Genomic DNA, 17,205 nt, shown 5'->3' with positions numbered 1-17,205 from the left:
GATCAGGACGTCATCGCGTGCAGAACGTCGCCGGACTCCGCGACCCAGCCGAAGATGCCGCCCTGGGCCTTGATCATCTTCAGGCCCATGTCGTGAAATTCGGGGAAGTACGAGGCGCAACCGTCCGCGACGACGACGCAGCGATAGCCGCGGTCATTGGCCTCGCGCACGGTGGTGTTGACGCAGACCTCGGTGGTCACGCCGCATACCAGGAGATTGCGGATTTCGTGCTGCTTCAACACGTCGCCGAGCTCGGTGGCGTAGAACGCGCCCTTGCCCGGCTTGTCGATCACGACTTCTCCCGGAAACGGATAGAGCTCGGGAATGATGTCGTGACCCGGCTCGCCGCGAATGAGAATGCGGCCCATCGGGCCAGGGTCGCCGATGCGCAGGGATGGCGCGCCGCGCTCGACCTTGGCCGGCGGCGCATCGGAGAGATCGGGCAGATGGCCCTCGCGCGTATGAATGACCAGCATGCCCATGTTGCGGGCGGCATCGAGCACCTCGGCGATCGGCCGCACCGCACGGCCAAGTAGGGAAACGTCATTGCCGAGCGTCTCGCCGAAGCCGCCGGGCTCCATGAAGTCGCGCTGCATGTCGATGATTAGAAGGGCGGTCTTCGGCCAGTCGAGATTGATCGGCTCCGGCTCGGCGATAACAGTTGCCGTGGCTGATGGCGCGTAATCCGTCATGGCCGAAAATCCCCCTGCGAGAGCGAGAGAATAAGGCCTCAACGAAGCAAGCGCCATGCCATCGCGTGGCAATCACCACGTCCGCAAGGAGACATCACGAGGCGAGCGGCTGCCGCGCGGCCGGCTTGCGCTCGACGGGGTGGATGTCGATGCCGCGCAGCCGTCCGAGCCGCAGCACGTCCATCGCCAAGGTCCGGCCGATGCGATCACGGTCGAGCACGCGGATCAGGTCGTCGACGCCGTTGATCTCGACGCCGTCGAGCTTGATCACAACGTCCCCCGGCAAGAGGCCGGCGCGGGCCGCCGGACTGTCCGGCTCGATCTGCATCAAGAGCGCGCCCATCTTGTTCTCGACACCAGCCAGCACCGCATGCCGGCGCGGGATTGGCGCGGTCTGCCCGGAGACGCCGATATAGGCGCGGCGCACGTAGCCGTGGCGGATGATCTCCGACAGCACGAACTGCGCGGTGTTGCTGGCGACTGCAAAGCAGATGCCCTGGGCGCCGGAGATGATGGCGGTGTTGATGCCGATCACCTCGGCCGCAGACGACACCAGCGCGCCGCCCGAATTGCCGGGGTTGAGCGCGGCGTCGGTCTGGATCACATCCTCGATCATGCGCCCCGAGACCGAGCGGATCGAGCGGCCCAGCGCCGAGACGACGCCCGCGGTCACCGTCGATTCGAAGCCGAGCGGATTGCCGATCGCGACCACGAGCTGGCCGCGGCGGAGCTTCTTGGAATTGCCGAGTGCCGCATAGCGGAGGTCACGCGCATGGTTGGCACGCAACAGCGCAAGGTCCGTGTCGGGATCGACCCCGAGCACCTGCGCATCGGTGACCACACCTTCGGTGTCTCGCAGCCGGATGACCTTGGAGTTGCCGACCACATGGCTGTTGGTCAGCACGAGACCATCAGGCGAGATCACGATGCCCGAGCCAAGCCCACCGCGCTCGCCGCGACTGCCGGCAGTCGTCCCTGCTTTGGGCCCGGTCTCGACGCGCACGACCGCAGGGCCGACACGCTCGGTGACATCGATGACGGCGTTTGAATAGGCGTCCAGCAGCGCCTGATCGTTGGCGGGCGACGCGTCAGACGCTTGCGCCGGTGACACGCCGTCGCCGGGAAAATCAGAGGTAAAGTCCAACATGGCGAAATTTCCTTCGCCACGTCAGATGGGTAGCAAGCCGAGACAGCGCAAGAGCACAGTTCGGTCACGACCGCATGATGCGTGCAGCGATATACACCTCGATCAGCCGTCGGGTTTCGGCGCGCACATCGTCGTCGGCCCATTCGGCATTGATGGTGATCACCTTGACGAGACCGAGCAGCACCTTCGCCCTCACCTCCAAATCTCCGATCGACAGCTCAGGATTGGCAGCGCTGACGATCGAGCGCAGGCGGTCCAGCATCAGCGTGCGGATGCGGGCGCGCTGAGCACCGGTGTTGCTGCGCGCCTCCACCAAGGTCACCGCTGCGGAGCGTTCGATTGCGCGCGCCTCGATCGTGTCGCAGATGCCGGCCGCCAACTCCGCCGCGGAAAGGCGACCTGCCCGCTCGGCCAATTCAGCCAGCTCGGCTTCGAGGCGCTCGCCATAGCGCGCGAGCAGCGCATCGGCCAGCAGCTCCTTGGTCGGAAAGAAGCGGTAGAGCGAACCGATCGCAGTCGCCGAGCGCGCCGCGATCTCGGTCATGGTCACGGCGTCGTAATCCCGCGCCGCGAATAGCGCGGTTGCGGCGTCCAAGATGGCGGCGACGCGCAAATGGCCCCGCTGTCGCGTGGGCTGAGCGGCCGCTGGGACCTCTCTTGACTTTTGCGAGGACATCCTCAACTATCCCTATTTGAGGGGCTCCTCAAATATAGCCTATCCGCCCCGGCGGTCACCTCCTTCGATCGCCGGGTGAACTGAAAGCCGTGCCTCATGATCACGCTCGATCCCCAAACCACCGCACTGGTCTTGATCGATCTTCAGAACGGCATCGTCGGCCTGCCCCTCGCTCCCCGTCCCGGCACGGAGGTCGCGCAACGCGGCCGCGAAGTGGCCCGTCGCTTCCGCAGCGCCGGATCAGCGGTCGTGCTGGTCAGCGTGGACTTTGCACACGATTTCGCCGACGCACCGTCGCAGCCGGTCGATCAGCCGATGGCCCGGCCTGAAGGCGGCCTGCCGGAAAACTGGGGCACATTGGTCGATGATCTCAAGCAGGCGGGAGACGTCACCATCGTCAAACGACAATGGGGCGCGTTCTACGGCACTGAGCTCGATCTGCAGCTGCGCCGCCGAGGCGTGAAGACGATCGTGCTTGGCGGCATCGCGACCAATTTCGGCGTGGAGTCCACGGCGCGCCTGGCCTGGGAGCACGGCTATGCTGTCGTCATCCCGGAAGATCTCTGCACCAGCGTGTCGGCAGAGCTGCATCAGCTGGCCGTGCGCCATATCTTCCCGCGCATCTCGCGCGTCACCCGGAGCGATGATCTCGCCTTTGCGGCGGCCTGAGTGGCCCGCGGCGGCGCCTCCAAATAAAAAATCCATCACGGCGATCTCGTTCGCCGTGATGGATCGATCGTTACGCGCGGCGTAGCGGATCAGTCCGCCGCGCCGGTCACTTTGGCGCGAATGCCCTTGACCGTATCGGCCGTCACCGGCGAAGCCGCATTGCCCCAGCTGTTACGGACATAGGTGACGACGGCTGCGATCTGCTCATCGCTCAGCCGATAGCCGAACGAGGGCATGGTGGGAGCGGTCGGATGCGTATCCGTCGCCGCCGCCTGGCCGCCGGTGACCACGATATGGACCAGCGAGGCCGGATCCTCCTGGGTCGCGATCGTGGCGCCCGCGAGCTTCGGGAAGACGTGCGGAATGCCATCGCCACTGCGGACGTGACAGGCCGCGCAGGTGTCGATGAAAATCGCCTCGCCCACCTTCATCCGGCTGTCGCTCGCCGCCAGCGGGCTCGGGGCCGACGGGCCGACCGCGCCGCGCTCCTTGAGATACACCGCCATGGCCTTCAGGTCGGCGTCCGGCATCTTGGCGGTCGAGTTCTCGACCACATCCTTCATCGGCCCCGAGGCGATCACACCGCGCGCCTGCCCGGTCTTCAGATATTGCACGACCTCATCGACCGACCACTTGCCGAGCCCCGCCTGCGCATCGTTGGTGATGTTGGGCGCGGTCCAATTGTCGACCACGCCGCCCTGCAGATAACGGTCAGCCTTGTTGGCGCCGAAAGCGTTCAAGGGAGTGTGGCAAGCACCGCAATGGCCGAGGCCGTCGACCAGATAGGCGCCGCGATTGTACTCCTCCGACTTGGTCGGATCGGGCTTGAACTCGCCGGGCGTGAAGAACAGCCCGTTCCAGACCGCCATCGAGCTGCGGATATTGAACGGGAACGGCAGCGTGCTGCGGTTGACGCTGTTCGACACCGGCTCCAGCGAGCGCAAATAGGCGAAGATCGCATCCGAATCCGCCCGCGTCACCTTGGTGTAGGCGGTGTAGGGAAACGCCGGATAGAGCCGCGTTCCGTTCGGGCGTTTGCCCTCGTGCATGGCGTGCGCAAAATCGTCGGCAGTCCAACTGCCGATGCCGGTCGGATTATCGGGCGTGATGTTCGGCGTCATGATGGCGCCGAACGGCGTCTGCAACGCGAGCCCGCCCGCGAACGGCACCCCGCCCGGCGCAGTATGGCAGGCGACGCAGTCGCCGGCCGTGACCAGCGCCTTGCCGCGCGCAAGCTCGACGGAATTATCAGGGTCCGCGAGCACAGCGCTTGGAAACGCCAGCATGGCCAAAGCAAGCCATGGGCGCAGGCGGCTGAAACGGCCTGCATGTTGTTGCTTCACGATCGAGCTCATTTGCTACACCAGTGCCCCAGGCGATTTCAGATATTTGTTCTGGATGGCATCGAGCGCCCAATAGGTCAGCGCGCCGACGGTGCCGGTCGGGTTGTAGCCCGCGTTCTGCGGGAACGTGCAGGCGCCCATGACGAACACGTTCGGCACGTCCCAGGACTGCAGGTAGCGGTTCAGCACGCTGGTCTTGGGATCGGCGCCCGCCACCGCGCCGCCGGTGTTATGCGTGCTCTGATAGGGCACAACGTTCCACGGCGTGCGCAGGTGGTTGACCTGCGTCGTCTTGGCTCCCATCGCCTTGGCGATCTCGTCGCATCGCTCGGCCATCCAATTGGCCATCTTGATCTCGTTCGGCTGGAAGTCGAACGTCATGCGCATCAGTGGCCGGCCGAACTGATCCTTGTAGGTCGGATCGAGATCGAGATAGTTGGCGCGGTAGCTCATCACGCTGCCCTGCGCGCCGAGGCTGACGACCCGCTGATAGGTCTCGCGCACCGCCTTCTTCCAGGCGGAGCCCCAGGTCGGGGTGCCGCGCGGTGTCGGGTGGTACATGATCGGACGGCCGTTGGTGTAGCCACAGGTGATGTTGGCGCCACCGACGAAGCCATGCGGGCCGTGATCAAAATTGTCGCTGTTGTAGTCGTCGATCGCCGCGCCGAGCGAGCCGGCGGCAGCGAACGGGTTGAAGTTGACGTTCTCGAAGAACGCCGTTGAGCCGGAGCCGGTCTGATAAGCGTAGTTTCGGCCGACCACGCCCTCGCCGCTCGCCGCGTCATAGGGCTTGCCGATGCCGGACAGCAGCAGCAGCCGCACGTTGAACAGGCCGTAGGCGCAGAGCAACACCAGATCGGCGGGCTGCTCCCACTCCTGGCCATTGGCATCGACATAGGTGACGCCCTTGGCCGTCTTGCCGTCGCCGCTGAGGTTGACCTTCATCACCTCGCATTCGGTACGCGCCTCGAAGTTCGGCTCGCGCACCAGCGCCGGCAGCACGCAGGTCTGCGGCGATGATTTCGAGTAGTTGGCGCAGCCGAAGCGCTCGCAGAAGCCGCAATAGGTGCAAGGCGCCATGCTGCAGCCATACGGATTGGTGTAGGCGGTCGAGATGTTCGCGGACGGACGCGGGAACGGATGCAGGCCCATCCCGCTCGCCGCCTTCGTGAACAGGTCCTGGGCATAGCCCTGCTTCAGCGGGGGCGTCGGATATTCGCGGGTGCGCACACCCTCGAACGGATTGCCGCCGGGCTGGACCGCGCCCTTGAGATTGCCGGCCTTGCCCGAGATGCCAAGCGTATATTCGAACCTGTCATAGAACGGCTCGAGCTCATCGTAGCTCATCGGCCAGTCCTGAATCTGGTGCCCCTCTGGCATGATCTTCTCGCCGTAGCGCTCGATCATGTGGCTGCGGATGCGGAAATCATCGGGGAGGAAGCGCCAGGTGTGGCCGTTCCAGTGCGAGCCGGCGCCGCCGACGCCATTGCCCGGCAGGAAGCTGCCCCAGCGCCGAATCGGCAGCGCGGTCTGCGACGAGTTGTTGCGCATGGTCAGTGTTTCCTGCCGCGGGCGCAGGAAGATGTCGTGACGGACGGCGTAGCGCAGCTCATCCGGTGCGGTGCCGATGTTGAAGTCGGTGGCAGTGTCGCGCCAGGGGCCGCGCTCGATGGCGACGACATTGAGGCCGGAGCGGGCGAGCTCGAGCGCCAAGATCGATCCGGTCCAGCCGAGACCGACGATGACAACGTCCTTGTGTGGAAGACGGCGGGCCATGTCAGCGTTCTCCCCAGGCCTGACGGCCCTGCATGCTGACCGGAGGCAGCGTGTACGGTTTGTTCGGATTGTCGATCACATCGCGATAGTCGTAGCGGACACCGGGGAAGCCGATCAGCTTCCAGCCCGCCATGTCCTTGTTGCCGCCATAGATCGGATCGGCGAAGAAGCCTTCCATGGTATTGGCATAAACGGTGCTGAACAGCATGCGGCTGGAGAAGCCCTCGAACTTCACATCGCCCTTTTCCATACCGGAGAGCAGCTTCTCCTTCTCCTCATTGGTGAGGTCGATGAAACCGCGACCTGCGTAGTTCGCCTTGCAATAGGCCGCGAGCGCTGCAAGCCCCTGGCGATATTGCTGGCGCGGCGTGAGCGGCGATTGCAGGCCCTGCGTCGGCAGCGGATTGGACGAGAACGGTCCCTGCATATAGAGCCAGTCATGACCGCCATAGGGGCCGGTCAGCTGACGGTCGATGAAGGTGGTAACGCCCGCATCCTTGGCGCCAGGCCCGAGTTCGTCGGTCGGAATCAGGCGGTCGACGATGGCGTCGACGACAGCGGCTTCATCCGCGGTGAAGAACAGCCAGCCGCCGGGCACCACCGGCGTCACCGGATAGACTTCGTTCGGCCGCCAGGGCAGCACCTTGGTGACGACCTTGGCGGTCGCCCCGGATGTCGTAATCAGCAACGCAGCCGTTGCGAGCAGGCTCCGGCGTGACATGCCGGCGTGTTTCGGCTTCTCCGCCGGCGGCGCAAACTTTGCGCGCATCAACGAACGATCGTCGGTTTGCATCATTTAACCCCCCGCCGGGCCTCGATGGATGGTCCGGTCGTGCCGCTTTCTTTAGACAGATTCGTAAACAAATCCGTTGCGAACCGAATGCAATTCGCTCATGGCGCTCTGCGCTCCAACGCCGCGCGCCTAACGTGGCGCACACATGCGTGCCCGCTTGCCCACTCAGTTCCGGATTTCGGGGCTACTCGCGCAACTATGACCCGAGATTCGAAACGCACTCGCTCCCTCGGTGCCGATGCAACCGTCATGACGCAGCGATTGGTTCTGCGACGCTCTGATGTGCTAGCGTGTGACCGGCATGGACCAAGGGGGAAGGCATGCGCGCGCCGAGCCGGCTTTTTGCATTTTCGTTGATTTTTATTTTGCTCGAAGCGAGCGGCCCGGCAGCGGCCGCAAGCGCCATCGTGAAAGATGGAGACACCATCCAGCTTGGGAACACCGTGTTTCGGCTCGACGGCGTTGATGCGCCTGAATTCGACCAGCTCTGCATCGACGATCACGCTGATTCATGGACCTGCGGCATCGAGGCGCGGGACCAACTCGCCAAGCTGATCGGCGGCCGCCCCGTGCGCTGCGATGATCTCGGTCCGGATAAGGCGCGCAAGGGCCGTCGCATCGGCGCCTGCTTCATCGAGAGTGATGCCGTGAGCCTCAACCAGCAGATCGCGCGCGCTGGCTTCGCCGTCAGTGCCGAACCGGCGGCGAAGGTTCACGTCAAGGACGACGTGGCCACAGCCAAGGACGGCTGGCGCGGCATCTGGAAGGGCTGCTTCGTTGCCCCAAGCGAATTCCGCAGCGACAAGAAGGACGGCCCGCTGCTCGGCGCCTCCTGCCGCGCCGACCGCGACCGCGAGATTCGTGCCGTGCTGTTTCCGGACGCGCCGGCCATGCCGCCGGGCTGCAGCATCAAGGCCAAGTTCGCGGTGCGGGCACGGTTCACCGGCAATGTCGGCGTCTACCATCTGCAGGGGTGCCCGAGCTATCCCGCTCTGGCCGAGCCCGATCGCTGGTTCTGCTCGGAGGATGACGCCCGCGCTGCCGGCTTCCGGCGTGCCTTCAACTGCAGGGCGCCAAAGAGCAAGTAAACTCAGTCCCTATCTTTGCATCTGCATCAGCTGATCCATCGGCATCATGTTGTGGTTCAGATGCGACATGATCCAGAACGAGCCGCCGACGACCAGAAACACGATCAGGAGCCCGAACGCCAGCGCGAGCACGTTGTTGGTGTTGTCGGGCCCGGTCGTGATGTGCAGGAAGAACACGAGGTGCACGCCCATCTGTGCGATCGCGAGCACGATCAACGCAACCGGTATCGACGGCTGCCAGACCAGGTCCGTATTGGCAATGAAGAACGACGTGGCGGTGAGTAACAGCGCAAGCGCGAGGCCGACGACATAGCCGAGCAGGCGCGAGCCTAAGCTCATGGGCTCCTCTTCACCCGGTGCGAGGTCGCCGTGATGGCCGAGGGGCTCGTAGTCCAAATGCTCGCTCATGCCGCGGTCCCCATGAGATAGACGACGGAAAAGACGGCGACCCAGATGATGTCCAGCGCGTGCCAGAACAGCGCAAAGCAGAGGATGCGGCGCTGGATGTCGGCGCGGAATCCTTTGGCGACCACCTGGGCCATCATGGTCAAGAGCCAGAGGATGCCGGCGCTGACGTGCAGGCCATGGCAGCCCACCAGCGTGAAGAAGGCGGTCAGAAAGGCGCTGCGGCTCGGACCGTTGCCGTGCGCCACCAGATTTGTGAACTCGCGTGCCTCGAGCAACAGGAAGCCGGCACCGAGCACGGCGGTCACCGCCATCGCGATCTGAAACCACAGCGCGTTGCGCATGTCGGCGGCGATGCTCGCCATGCCGCAGGTGAAGCTCGACAGCAGCAGCAAGATGGTTTCGATCGCGACGCTTCTCTGGTCGAACAGCTCCGCTCCGCCGGGACCGCCGGCCGTCTGCCCCACCAGCACCGCGTAGCTGGCGAAGAAGCAGGAGAACATCACGATGTCGGAGAGCAGGAATATCCAGAAGCCGAATCCGGTCACGATCCGCTTCGGTGCCGGCCCTCCATGCTCGGTGACGCGCAACTGATGCGGGTCGGCATTGGCTCCAACGCTGACCGCCGCAGTTGCCGTCATCGCCATGATGCATCTCCTGCCCAGCCGCGCCGAAATGCAGAAAACGGGCGAGATAGCGGGATCTGAACAAGCTCACCTGACATTGCGGGCTCCGCCCTCCGGCCTCACCTCGTTCGCGCTCATCTGCGGTCCTGGTGCCGGAGCAATCTTCTGGGTTGCGATCTTGCCGAACAATTCGGGATCATCGAGGCGATAGGTCTTCGTCTTCTCGATCGATTGCTGTGCAAGCTTCTTGTAGGCGGTCTCGTCGAGCACCTCGGTACTACGCGCCGTCGACTGAGCCCAGTCGTCGAACGCCACCTGCGACATCACCTGGGTGTCGAACATCATCTCGGGAAAGCCGTCGCCGCTGAATTGCGCAGCCAGGCCCTTGTAGGTCCCCTCCTCGTCCGCACGCAGCTCGAGCCGCGTGACCATGCCGTTCATGGTGTAGATCATGCTGCCGAGCTGCGGGATGAAGAAGGCGGTCATGACGCTTCCCGACGTGAGCTCGAAGCGCAGCGGTGCCCCGACAGGCACGGTCAGGTGATTGACGGTTGCGATCCGCTGATCCGGATAGATAACAGCCATTTCCAATCGAGCGAGACAACCTGGATACGGATCGGCACGCCGGTGCCGGGCACCGGTTTGCCGGGATCGAGCTCATGCGAACCGATCCAGGCAACGCCACCGAGCAGGATGATGGTGGGCGTCGGGATGAACCAGACCACCATCTCGATGCGGCCCGAATAGGCAAAGTTCGGCATGTAGCTCGCCCTGGCATTGGACGCGCGATACCAGAAGGCGAACACGAAGATCGCAATGATCGTCGGGATGATGATCGCGAGCATGATCGCGACCGAGTCGATCAGGAGGGTCTTTTCGGCCGCGGCGATCGGTCCTTGCGGATCAAAGATGTTCATGCGCCCGTCAATTCCCACGGCGGCCCCTGGCGACAAACGTTGTGGCGCACGGCTGGTTCCTATGCGCCTTGTCATCGACTGACTGGCCGCTCCCGGGAGGGGCTGCCGCCCGCTCTATCCGTTTGAGCCTGCTGCAATCTTCCGGTTGCGCCCCCGGCCGCACCTCCGCTCGGACGATAGCCGCGGAAAAATGGCGTGACGGACGGAATAGAAGCGGACCGCCAGCGTCATCATCCGTGCCATCCGACATGGAGTTTGAGATGCCCCACCCCGTTCCGCATCTGGCATGCCCCCGCAGCGCGCGGTCCGCGCCGGTCCACCTGAAGCCGTCCTGGAGCTGATCCATGTGGCGTTGTCTCAGACCAACTTCTGCCAAGGCCATCTTTGCCGCGCGCGTGCTGATCGCATTTGCGCTGCCTCCCCTCGTCTTTGCGCATGAAGCGCATCCCGGCCACGCGATCGCCGCCTCGACCGAAGAACGCGCATTCCTCGACGAAAATGACGCCGCCATGACCAAGATGATGAACGATATGGCGGCCAAGCCATCCGGCGACATCGATCGGGACTTCACCGCGATGATGATCCCGCATCACCAGGGCGCAATCGACATGGCGGTGATCGAGTTGCGTTATGGCAAGAACGAGCAGCTCAGGCGCATCGCGCAGGAGATCATCGTCGATCAGTTGCAGGAAATCGACGCCATGAAGCTTGCGATCGGCGAAGCCGTGACCACCGCAACGCCAGCGCCCACCCAACCGGCGCCTGCCTCAATCCCCACCGCTTCCTCCGGCCACCATAACGGCATGCCAATGACCATGTCGCCAGACATGAAATAGGAGTCCATCATGAACGCCCTGAAGACCGTCTTTCTGGCCGGCACCGTACTGGCGCTGTGTCCCGCCGCGTGGGCCGGACAAGCCCCTGGCACCCTCGCCGCGTCCGAGGTTCCGATCAGCCATCACGACCGCGTCTATGCCGCGGAACAGTTCTCCAACACGGTCTCCGTGACCGATCCCGTCGACAACAAGCTGCTCGGCGTCATCAAACTGGGCGATCCGCAGCCTGGTAATTTCAGCCCGCTCTACAAGGGCCAGGTGCTCGTGCACGGCATGGGCTATGCACCCGATCACCGCACGCTCGCGGTGGTGTCGATCGGCTCCAATTCCGTGACCTTCATCGACACGGCGACCAACGCGGTCAAGCACATCACTTATGTCGGGCGCTCCCCGCACGAAGCGTTCTACACGCCCGACGGATGCGAGGTCTGGGTCACCGTTCGCGGCGAGGACTACGTCTCCGTGATCGACGCCAAGACGTTCGAGGAGAAGGCGCGTATCAAGACGGCGAACGGTCCCGGCATGCAGATCTTCTCACCTGACGGCAAATACGGCTATGTCTGCTCGTCCTTCACCCCGGAGACGGCGGTGATCTCGGTCGCCGAGCACAAGATCGTCGCCAAGGTGAAACAGGAGAGCCCGTTCTGCCCGAACATCGCCGCGACGCCGGACGGCAACCAGGTCTGGTTCACGCTCAAGGATGTCGGCCGCACCCAAGTGTTCGATGCCAAGCCGCCGTTCAACCTGCTCAAGACCATCGACACCGGTCCGATCACCAACCACGTCAACTTCGCCCATACGCCCAAGGGCACGTTCGCCTATGTCACCGTCGGCGGGCTGAACCAGGTCAAGGTGTTCCGCACCGATGACTTCTCGCAAGTCGCGACCATCCCGGTCGGCAATCTGCCGCATGGCGTGTGGCCGTCCGGCGACGGCAGTCGCATCTATGTCGGGCTGGAAAATGCCGACGCGCTCGCGGCGATCGACACCGCGACCAACACGGTGATCGCGAACGTCCCGATCGGACAGGCGCCACAGGCCATCGCCTATGTCTCCAACGCCGCACCAAATGCGGACGATCGCCAGAATCTGCAGCCGATCGGCGTCGCCGGTCAGGTCGCGCATCTGACGCTCGCGCCGAAGGAGCGCGTCAAGGAGGGCAGCGGACCAACCAGCGTGTCGCTGTTCGATCAGGGCCTGATCCAGATCCTGCAGGCTTCGGTGACGGGGCTGCAGCCGAAGCAGAAATACGTGTTGGCGCTCGCCGAGCGCGCCGACGGCACTGGATCGCTGCAACCGCTGTCTTCCTTCATGACAAATCCGGCGGGATCGGCGATCGTGAATGCGGCCGGTCCGATCCGCCAGATCGTGGCGCAGCCGCGGGGTGCCGAGCGGCGCTATCTGGTGATCGCATCGGGCGAGCCGGCGACGCCGGGCGCCGTGGTGCAGATCCAGGCCGAGTGAGCGGATCAAGGCGGCGGAGCTGAGTTCGATGGAACAGATGCTACGAGAGGTCGAGCCGCTGATCCCGGCGCTCCGCCGCTACGCCAGGGCGCTGATGCGCGACCGCGCCAGCGCCGACGATCTGGTGCAGGACTGCCTGGAGCGGGCCATCAGCCGCTGGTCGCAACGGCGCGATGGCGAGGTCCGCTCGTGGTTGTTCACGATCCTGCATCATCTCGCGATCGATCGCTTCCGCCAAACGAAGACGCGAGGGGTCCATATTGCGCTTGAAGAGACGCTTGAGGGCGAGTTCGGCGCCGCAGCCACGCAGGATCAGAACCTGATGTACCAGGACGTGCTCAACAAGCTCGCCAACCTGCCGGACGATCAGCGCGCGGTACTACTGTTGGTTGCGGTGGAGGATCTGTCCTATGCCGAGGCTGCCAAGGTCCTCAACATCCCCGTCGGCACCGTGATGTCGCGGCTGTCGCGCGCGCGGGAGCGGCTGCAGCGGGAGATCGAGGGAACGGCGTCTCTGTCCGGCAATGTCGTGCCACTTCGGAGCGTGAAATGAACCAGCGTCCGATCGCGGAAGATGACCTCCACGCCTATGTCGATCATGCGCTTGCGCCGGAACGGCGCGCCGAGGTCGCAGCCTATCTGGAGGACCACCCCGACATCGCCAAGCGCATTCTCGGCTATGCCGACCAGCGCGAACGGCTGCGCGCGGCGCTGGCGCCAGTGGCCGACGAGCCGCTGCCCGCCACGCTCAATCTCGCGCGCATGATCGAAGCGCGCCGGCGCCGCCGCTTGCCACTGCAATGGGCCGCCGCCGCGGTACTGCTGCTGTGCATCGGCGGCATCGGCGGCTGGGTGGCGCGCAACTCGCTGCAGCCTGCCCCTGGCGGGCTGATCGCGCTCGCGCAGGAGGCCACCGATTCCTATCACGTCTATGCGCCCGACCATCTGCGTCCGGTGGAGCTTCGCGCCTCCGACACCGCGCAACTGACGCGATGGGTCTCCGACCGTCTGCACCAGCCGGTGAAGGTGCCGGACCTCGCCGCTGCGGGTTACCGGCTGATGGGCGGACGTCTGGTCCCGACGTCGCATGGCCCCGCCGCGATGTTCATGTACGACGATGACCATGGCGACAGGCTGGTGATGCTGACGCGGCCGATGAACAAGACCGATCAGAACGCGCCGATGATGGCGCAATCGAGGGGCGATGTCGGCGGCCTGGTCTGGGCCGATGCCGGCATCGGCTATAGCCTGGTCGGCCAGGCGCCGGCCGAATCCTTGCGCCCGATCGCAAACGAGGTACGCAAACAGGCGCGCGAGATTTGAGCGTGATCAGGATCAGCGGCTCACGCGCCAGATCGTGCCGTTGCCGTCCTCGGAGATCAAAAGGCTGCCGTCGCGCGCGACCGCGACGCCGACCGGCCTGCCCCAGACCTCGCGGTCATTGATGACAAAGCCGGTGACGAAATCCTCATATTCACCGGTCGGCTTGCCATCCTTCAGGCGGATGCGGATCACCTTGTAGCCGGTGCGCTTGGACCTGTTCCAGGAGCCGTGCTCGGCGGCAAAGGCATCGCCGCGATAGTCGGGGGGAAACAGGCTGGCGTCGTAGAAGGTCAGGCCGAGCGAGGCCGAGTGCGCCTGTAGCAGCACGTCGGGAACGGTGATCTTGCCCTTCAGATCGGGCCGCGCCCCCTCATGCCGCGTGTCCAGATTGTCGCCGATATAGTACCAGGGCCAGCCGTAGAACCCGCCCTCCTTCACGCTGGTCACATAATCAGGCACGAGATTGTCGCCGAGCCCGTCGCGCTCATTGGTCGAGCACCAGGGCGCGCCGGTCGCGGGCTGGATCGCGAGGCCGACGCAGTTGCGGATGCCAGCGGCGTAAAGCGTCTGATTCTTGCCGTCCGGATCGAAGGCAAGGACGGCGGCGCGGTTGGTCTCTTCGCCCCAGGCGGCGCCGAGCGTATGCGCGCTGCTCCATGCCGCGAGGCCGCCCGGCGGCTCGCCCATCCCTTCCCCTGCATTGCCGACGGAGCCGACCGACACCAGCATGCGCTTGCCGTCCGGCGTGAACACGATGTCACGGGTGGAATGGCCATAACCGGCCGGCAGATTGGCAACCACCGTCTCCGGCGCGCCGGAGGCCTTCATGTCGCCCGCGTGATAGGGAAAGCGCACCACACTGCCGGTGTTGGCGACGTAAACCCATTGCGGGTCCTTTGCTGGAAAGAATGCGATGCCGAACGGGTGATTGAGCCTGTCGGCGAAGATCTCGCTGGAAGCCGGCTTCGATCCGTCGTCGCTCGGGCGCAGCACGCGGATACGGTTCGCACGCGTCTCGGCGACGAAGACATCCCCGTTGGGCGCCACGCGCATGATGCGCGGTCCACTCAGACCTTCGGCGAACAGCGCGACTTTGAATCCTTCCGGGGCCTGCGGTGTGGCAGAAGCCGGCCGCGCCACCACGCGCGAAACATTGGCAGCCGATGGCGTGGCGCCGGGCTTTGGCAGGTCCTCGGGGCGGATCAGGCGGATGGTGCCGGGTACATCGTTCTGCCAGCTGCCGAACGCATCCTTGCCCTTGAGCACGGCGGGCTCGGCTGCGGCTGCGGCGATCGTCAGCCCGGCAACTGCCGCTGCAACCAAAGCCCGAACACATCCCACCATATCGTCGTTGCGCGTCATCGCCCCTCAAGCCGCGGTTGCCGCCAATGTTCCTGCTGACGAGATCACATATTGCGCGCGTGACGCCCTTACGACAGCGCACCCAGCACGCCACGCGTCGCCTGGTCGATCTCCTCGACATAGCGGCGGCGCGCGAAGGATTCGGTGAGGAATCCGATCACCTTGCGGCTGTTCTCGGATTCCAGCACCGCGAGCACCTCTGCGCCCTCGTCGTCGAAGATCTTCATCGCGGTCTTGACATTCATTTCGGGCAGCAACGCGACATCGATATATTTGGCGAGTTCGACCACCTGGATGTCGTCCGCGATCGAATCAAGCTCCCCGGAGAACAGGTCCGGCAACGACACCAGCCCGCAATAATCGTCACTGTTGTTGACGACAATGATCGCCTGGCGCGAGCCGAGCACGAATTCGCGCCGCGCAGCCGCGATCGTGGTGGAGGTCGGACATTTGGCGACGTCGGTGCGCATCAGGCGCTCGACCGTCAGGTTGCGCAGCCAGCCGACATCGTTGGCGCTGCGGATGGTCTCGCCGCGCAGATGCAGGCGCCAAGTCGAGAACGAATGCCCGAACATGAAGCGGACGCAGATGCTGGTGACGATGCAGGCGGCCAAAACCACCGCGGTGACGTCGACGCTGCGCGTCATCTCCAGCACCAGGAACGACATGGTCAGCGGACCGCCGACGATCGCCACGCCCAGCGTCGCCATGCCGGTCAGCATCGCCACCATGGGATCGACGGCGAAGCTTGGAAGGACGATGGCGAGCAGCGCGGCGAACAATTTGCCGAGCAGGCTGCCGATGAACAGCGAGGCGAAGAACAGGCCGCCGCGAAAGCCGGAGGCCAGCGAGATCAGGCAGGCCGCGAGCTTGAGCACGATGATGGTGGCGATCATGCCGGCCGCCATCTCGCGATGCAGGTCGAGTAGCATGGCGCCGTGACCGGCCGCCAACACCTGCGGCGTGACGATCGCCATCGCGCCGACGCAGACGCCGCCGATCGCGGGCCTCAGCCAGACCGGAATCCGTACGAACAACCGTTCGACCGCCGGCGAGGAGCGCATCACGACGATGCCGATGCCGCTGACGATCAGGGCCAGCACGATGAAGGCCAGATATTGCTCGAGCCCGACCGAGCCAACCTTGGCGATCTCCAACGAATAGGGTGCGCCGGCGAGATATTGCGAGGTCAGTGCGCCGGATAGCGAAGCGGCCAGGATCGGCGCCGCGCTGCCGACGGCATAGACGCCGACGATCAGCTCGCAGGCATAGAAGGCGCCGGTGATCGGCGCGCCGAAGGCCGCGGCGATCGCAGCCGCCGCGCCACAGCCGACAATCAGGCGCATGTCATTGCGCCGGAGCGTCAGATATTGTCCAAGCAGCGACGCTAGGCCGGCGCCGATCTGGGCGTAGCCGGCCTCGAGGCCGACAGATGCGCCGGAGCCATTGGAGACCAGCGTCTGGCCGGTCACCACCACGCTGTCGCGCATGGACAGCCGTCCGCCACGCAGCGCGTTGGCCTCGACCGGGTCGACGGCGGCGCCGAGCTTCCAGCGCCGGCGCAGCCATTCCATGATACCGAGCACCAAGCCGCCGCAGGCAGGCGCAATCACTGCAATCACGGGATTGACCCAGGAGTTGGCGCTCAGGCGGACGTCGATCGGAATGCCGAAGATGAACACATGGGCAAACTGCGCGAGCAGAGTGATCACCGTCACGGTGGCCCCCGTCGCAACCCCGATCACCAGCGCCAACGGAATCAGGTAAAACTCGTTGCTGCGCAGCAGCGCGCGCAGCCTGGTCACAAACCGGTTAGGCCCCTTGCGATCGATGATGTGTGCGAATGTCGACAGCACGAGCAGCCATTTATTCTATGGATCGGCCTCATCTGAGGCCATAACCCGCTATTTTCCAGCGAACAAGCACGAATTCCTTCTTCATCCCGCAAAGGTTATCGCGCGATCAAGACGCCCGACCACCATCCGGACGGTAGGAAAGACTTTCGCTCCAAAACACAATCTCAGCGACCTTTAAAAAAGCGGAATGTCCCTGTGATTGTATCATTCTCGACATGCGGCGCGACCGGGG

The 17,205-nt window shown here is 64.6% G+C and carries 18 protein-coding genes; 6 read left to right on the top strand and 12 right to left on the bottom strand.

The window, feature by feature from the left end; translation table 11 throughout:
- Positions 1-2: 2 nt before the first annotated feature.
- The 3 genes from QX034_RS22815 to QX034_RS22805 all read right to left on the bottom strand — a co-directional run bounded on the left by QX034_RS22815 (position 3) and on the right by QX034_RS22805 (position 2,515).
- Positions 3-692: an isochorismatase family cysteine hydrolase gene (locus QX034_RS22815; RefSeq protein WP_316195824.1), complete on the bottom strand. Its 690-nt coding sequence runs from the start codon at positions 690-692 to the stop codon at positions 3-5.
- Between the two features lie 94 nt (positions 693-786).
- Positions 787-1,839, bottom strand: coding sequence for a S1C family serine protease (locus QX034_RS22810; RefSeq protein WP_315707042.1), 1,053 nt, complete (start codon positions 1,837-1,839; stop codon positions 787-789).
- A gap of 64 nt (positions 1,840-1,903) precedes the next feature.
- Positions 1,904-2,515, bottom strand: coding sequence for a helix-turn-helix domain-containing protein (locus QX034_RS22805; protein WP_315707043.1), 612 nt, complete (start codon positions 2,513-2,515; stop codon positions 1,904-1,906).
- A gap of 96 nt (positions 2,516-2,611) precedes the next feature.
- Between QX034_RS22805 and QX034_RS22800 the strand changes: the two genes are divergently transcribed.
- The gene (locus QX034_RS22800; protein WP_315764938.1) at positions 2,612-3,184 is read left to right on the top strand and encodes a hydrolase; all 573 of its coding nucleotides are present in this window, start codon (positions 2,612-2,614) and stop codon (positions 3,182-3,184) included.
- A gap of 89 nt (positions 3,185-3,273) precedes the next feature.
- Here QX034_RS22800 and QX034_RS22795 read toward each other — a convergent pair whose 3' ends face one another.
- From QX034_RS22795 to QX034_RS22785, 3 genes are read right to left on the bottom strand one after another with little or no spacing between them, the layout of a single operon-like run.
- On the bottom strand, positions 3,274-4,527 hold the full coding sequence (locus QX034_RS22795; protein WP_315764941.1) for a cytochrome c: 1,254 nt from the start codon (positions 4,525-4,527) through the stop codon (positions 3,274-3,276).
- A 15-nt stretch (positions 4,528-4,542) separates the two neighbouring features.
- Positions 4,543-6,303: a GMC family oxidoreductase gene (locus QX034_RS22790; protein WP_315741581.1), complete on the bottom strand. Its 1,761-nt coding sequence runs from the start codon at positions 6,301-6,303 to the stop codon at positions 4,543-4,545.
- Between the two features lies 1 nt (position 6,304).
- On the bottom strand, positions 6,305-7,072 hold the full coding sequence (locus QX034_RS22785; RefSeq protein ID WP_315707047.1) for a gluconate 2-dehydrogenase subunit 3 family protein: 768 nt from the start codon (positions 7,070-7,072) through the stop codon (positions 6,305-6,307).
- Between the two features lie 344 nt (positions 7,073-7,416).
- Between QX034_RS22785 and QX034_RS22780 the strand changes: the two genes are divergently transcribed.
- Positions 7,417-8,184 carry a thermonuclease family protein gene (locus QX034_RS22780; RefSeq protein WP_315764947.1) on the top strand — a complete coding sequence of 256 codons (768 nt, stop codon included), beginning with the start codon at positions 7,417-7,419 and terminating at the stop codon, positions 8,182-8,184.
- Between the two features lie 9 nt (positions 8,185-8,193).
- On the opposite strand, the gene cyoD is transcribed toward QX034_RS22780, so the two are convergent.
- The 4 genes from cyoD to QX034_RS22760 form a co-directional block, all read right to left on the bottom strand.
- The gene (gene cyoD, locus QX034_RS22775; protein WP_315741583.1) at positions 8,194-8,592 is read right to left on the bottom strand and encodes a cytochrome o ubiquinol oxidase subunit IV; all 399 of its coding nucleotides are present in this window, start codon (positions 8,590-8,592) and stop codon (positions 8,194-8,196) included.
- Positions 8,589-9,236: a cytochrome o ubiquinol oxidase subunit III gene (gene cyoC, locus QX034_RS22770; protein ID WP_315707050.1), complete on the bottom strand. Its 648-nt coding sequence runs from the start codon at positions 9,234-9,236 to the stop codon at positions 8,589-8,591. Before cyoC ends, cyoD begins: the two co-directional genes overlap by 4 nt.
- Before the next feature lie 66 nt (positions 9,237-9,302).
- On the bottom strand, positions 9,303-9,800 hold the full coding sequence (locus tag QX034_RS22765) for a cytochrome ubiquinol oxidase subunit II (RefSeq protein ID WP_315707051.1): 498 nt from the start codon (positions 9,798-9,800) through the stop codon (positions 9,303-9,305).
- On the bottom strand, positions 9,752-10,132 hold the full coding sequence (locus QX034_RS22760) for a hypothetical protein (RefSeq protein ID WP_315806662.1): 381 nt from the start codon (positions 10,130-10,132) through the stop codon (positions 9,752-9,754). The genes QX034_RS22765 and QX034_RS22760 overlap by 49 nt, the downstream gene beginning before the upstream one ends.
- Positions 10,133-10,476: 344 nt before the next feature.
- Here QX034_RS22760 and QX034_RS22755 point away from each other — a divergent pair, with 344 nt between their 5' ends.
- From QX034_RS22755 to QX034_RS22740, 4 genes are read left to right on the top strand one after another with little or no spacing between them, the layout of a single operon-like run.
- Positions 10,477-10,968, top strand: coding sequence for a DUF305 domain-containing protein (locus QX034_RS22755; RefSeq protein WP_315741586.1), 492 nt, complete (start codon positions 10,477-10,479; stop codon positions 10,966-10,968).
- Between the two features lie 9 nt (positions 10,969-10,977).
- A complete protein-coding gene (locus QX034_RS22750) occupies positions 10,978-12,432 on the top strand; it encodes a YncE family protein (protein WP_315806661.1) in 1,455 nt (484 codons plus the stop codon).
- Positions 12,433-12,460: 28 nt separating this feature from the next.
- Positions 12,461-12,985 carry a sigma-70 family RNA polymerase sigma factor gene (locus QX034_RS22745; RefSeq protein WP_315707055.1) on the top strand — a complete coding sequence of 175 codons (525 nt, stop codon included), beginning with the start codon at positions 12,461-12,463 and terminating at the stop codon, positions 12,983-12,985.
- On the top strand, positions 12,982-13,755 hold the full coding sequence (locus QX034_RS22740; protein WP_315707056.1) for an anti-sigma factor: 774 nt from the start codon (positions 12,982-12,984) through the stop codon (positions 13,753-13,755). The genes QX034_RS22745 and QX034_RS22740 overlap by 4 nt, the downstream gene beginning before the upstream one ends.
- Before the next feature lie 12 nt (positions 13,756-13,767).
- Here QX034_RS22740 and QX034_RS22735 read toward each other — a convergent pair whose 3' ends face one another.
- The gene (locus QX034_RS22735; protein ID WP_315707099.1) at positions 13,768-15,099 is read right to left on the bottom strand and encodes a sorbosone dehydrogenase family protein; all 1,332 of its coding nucleotides are present in this window, start codon (positions 15,097-15,099) and stop codon (positions 13,768-13,770) included.
- Between the two features lie 86 nt (positions 15,100-15,185).
- The gene (locus QX034_RS22730) at positions 15,186-16,973 is read right to left on the bottom strand and encodes a chloride channel protein (RefSeq protein ID WP_315707057.1); all 1,788 of its coding nucleotides are present in this window, start codon (positions 16,971-16,973) and stop codon (positions 15,186-15,188) included.
- Positions 16,974-17,205: the final 232 nt, after the last annotated feature.

It is taken from the genome of Bradyrhizobium sp. SZCCHNR3119 (assembly GCF_032487775.1).
GTDB lineage: Bacteria > Pseudomonadota > Alphaproteobacteria > Rhizobiales > Xanthobacteraceae > Bradyrhizobium.
The sequence above is the reverse complement of the archived record's forward strand: the minus strand, read 5'-3'. Positions and strand labels throughout refer to the sequence as shown.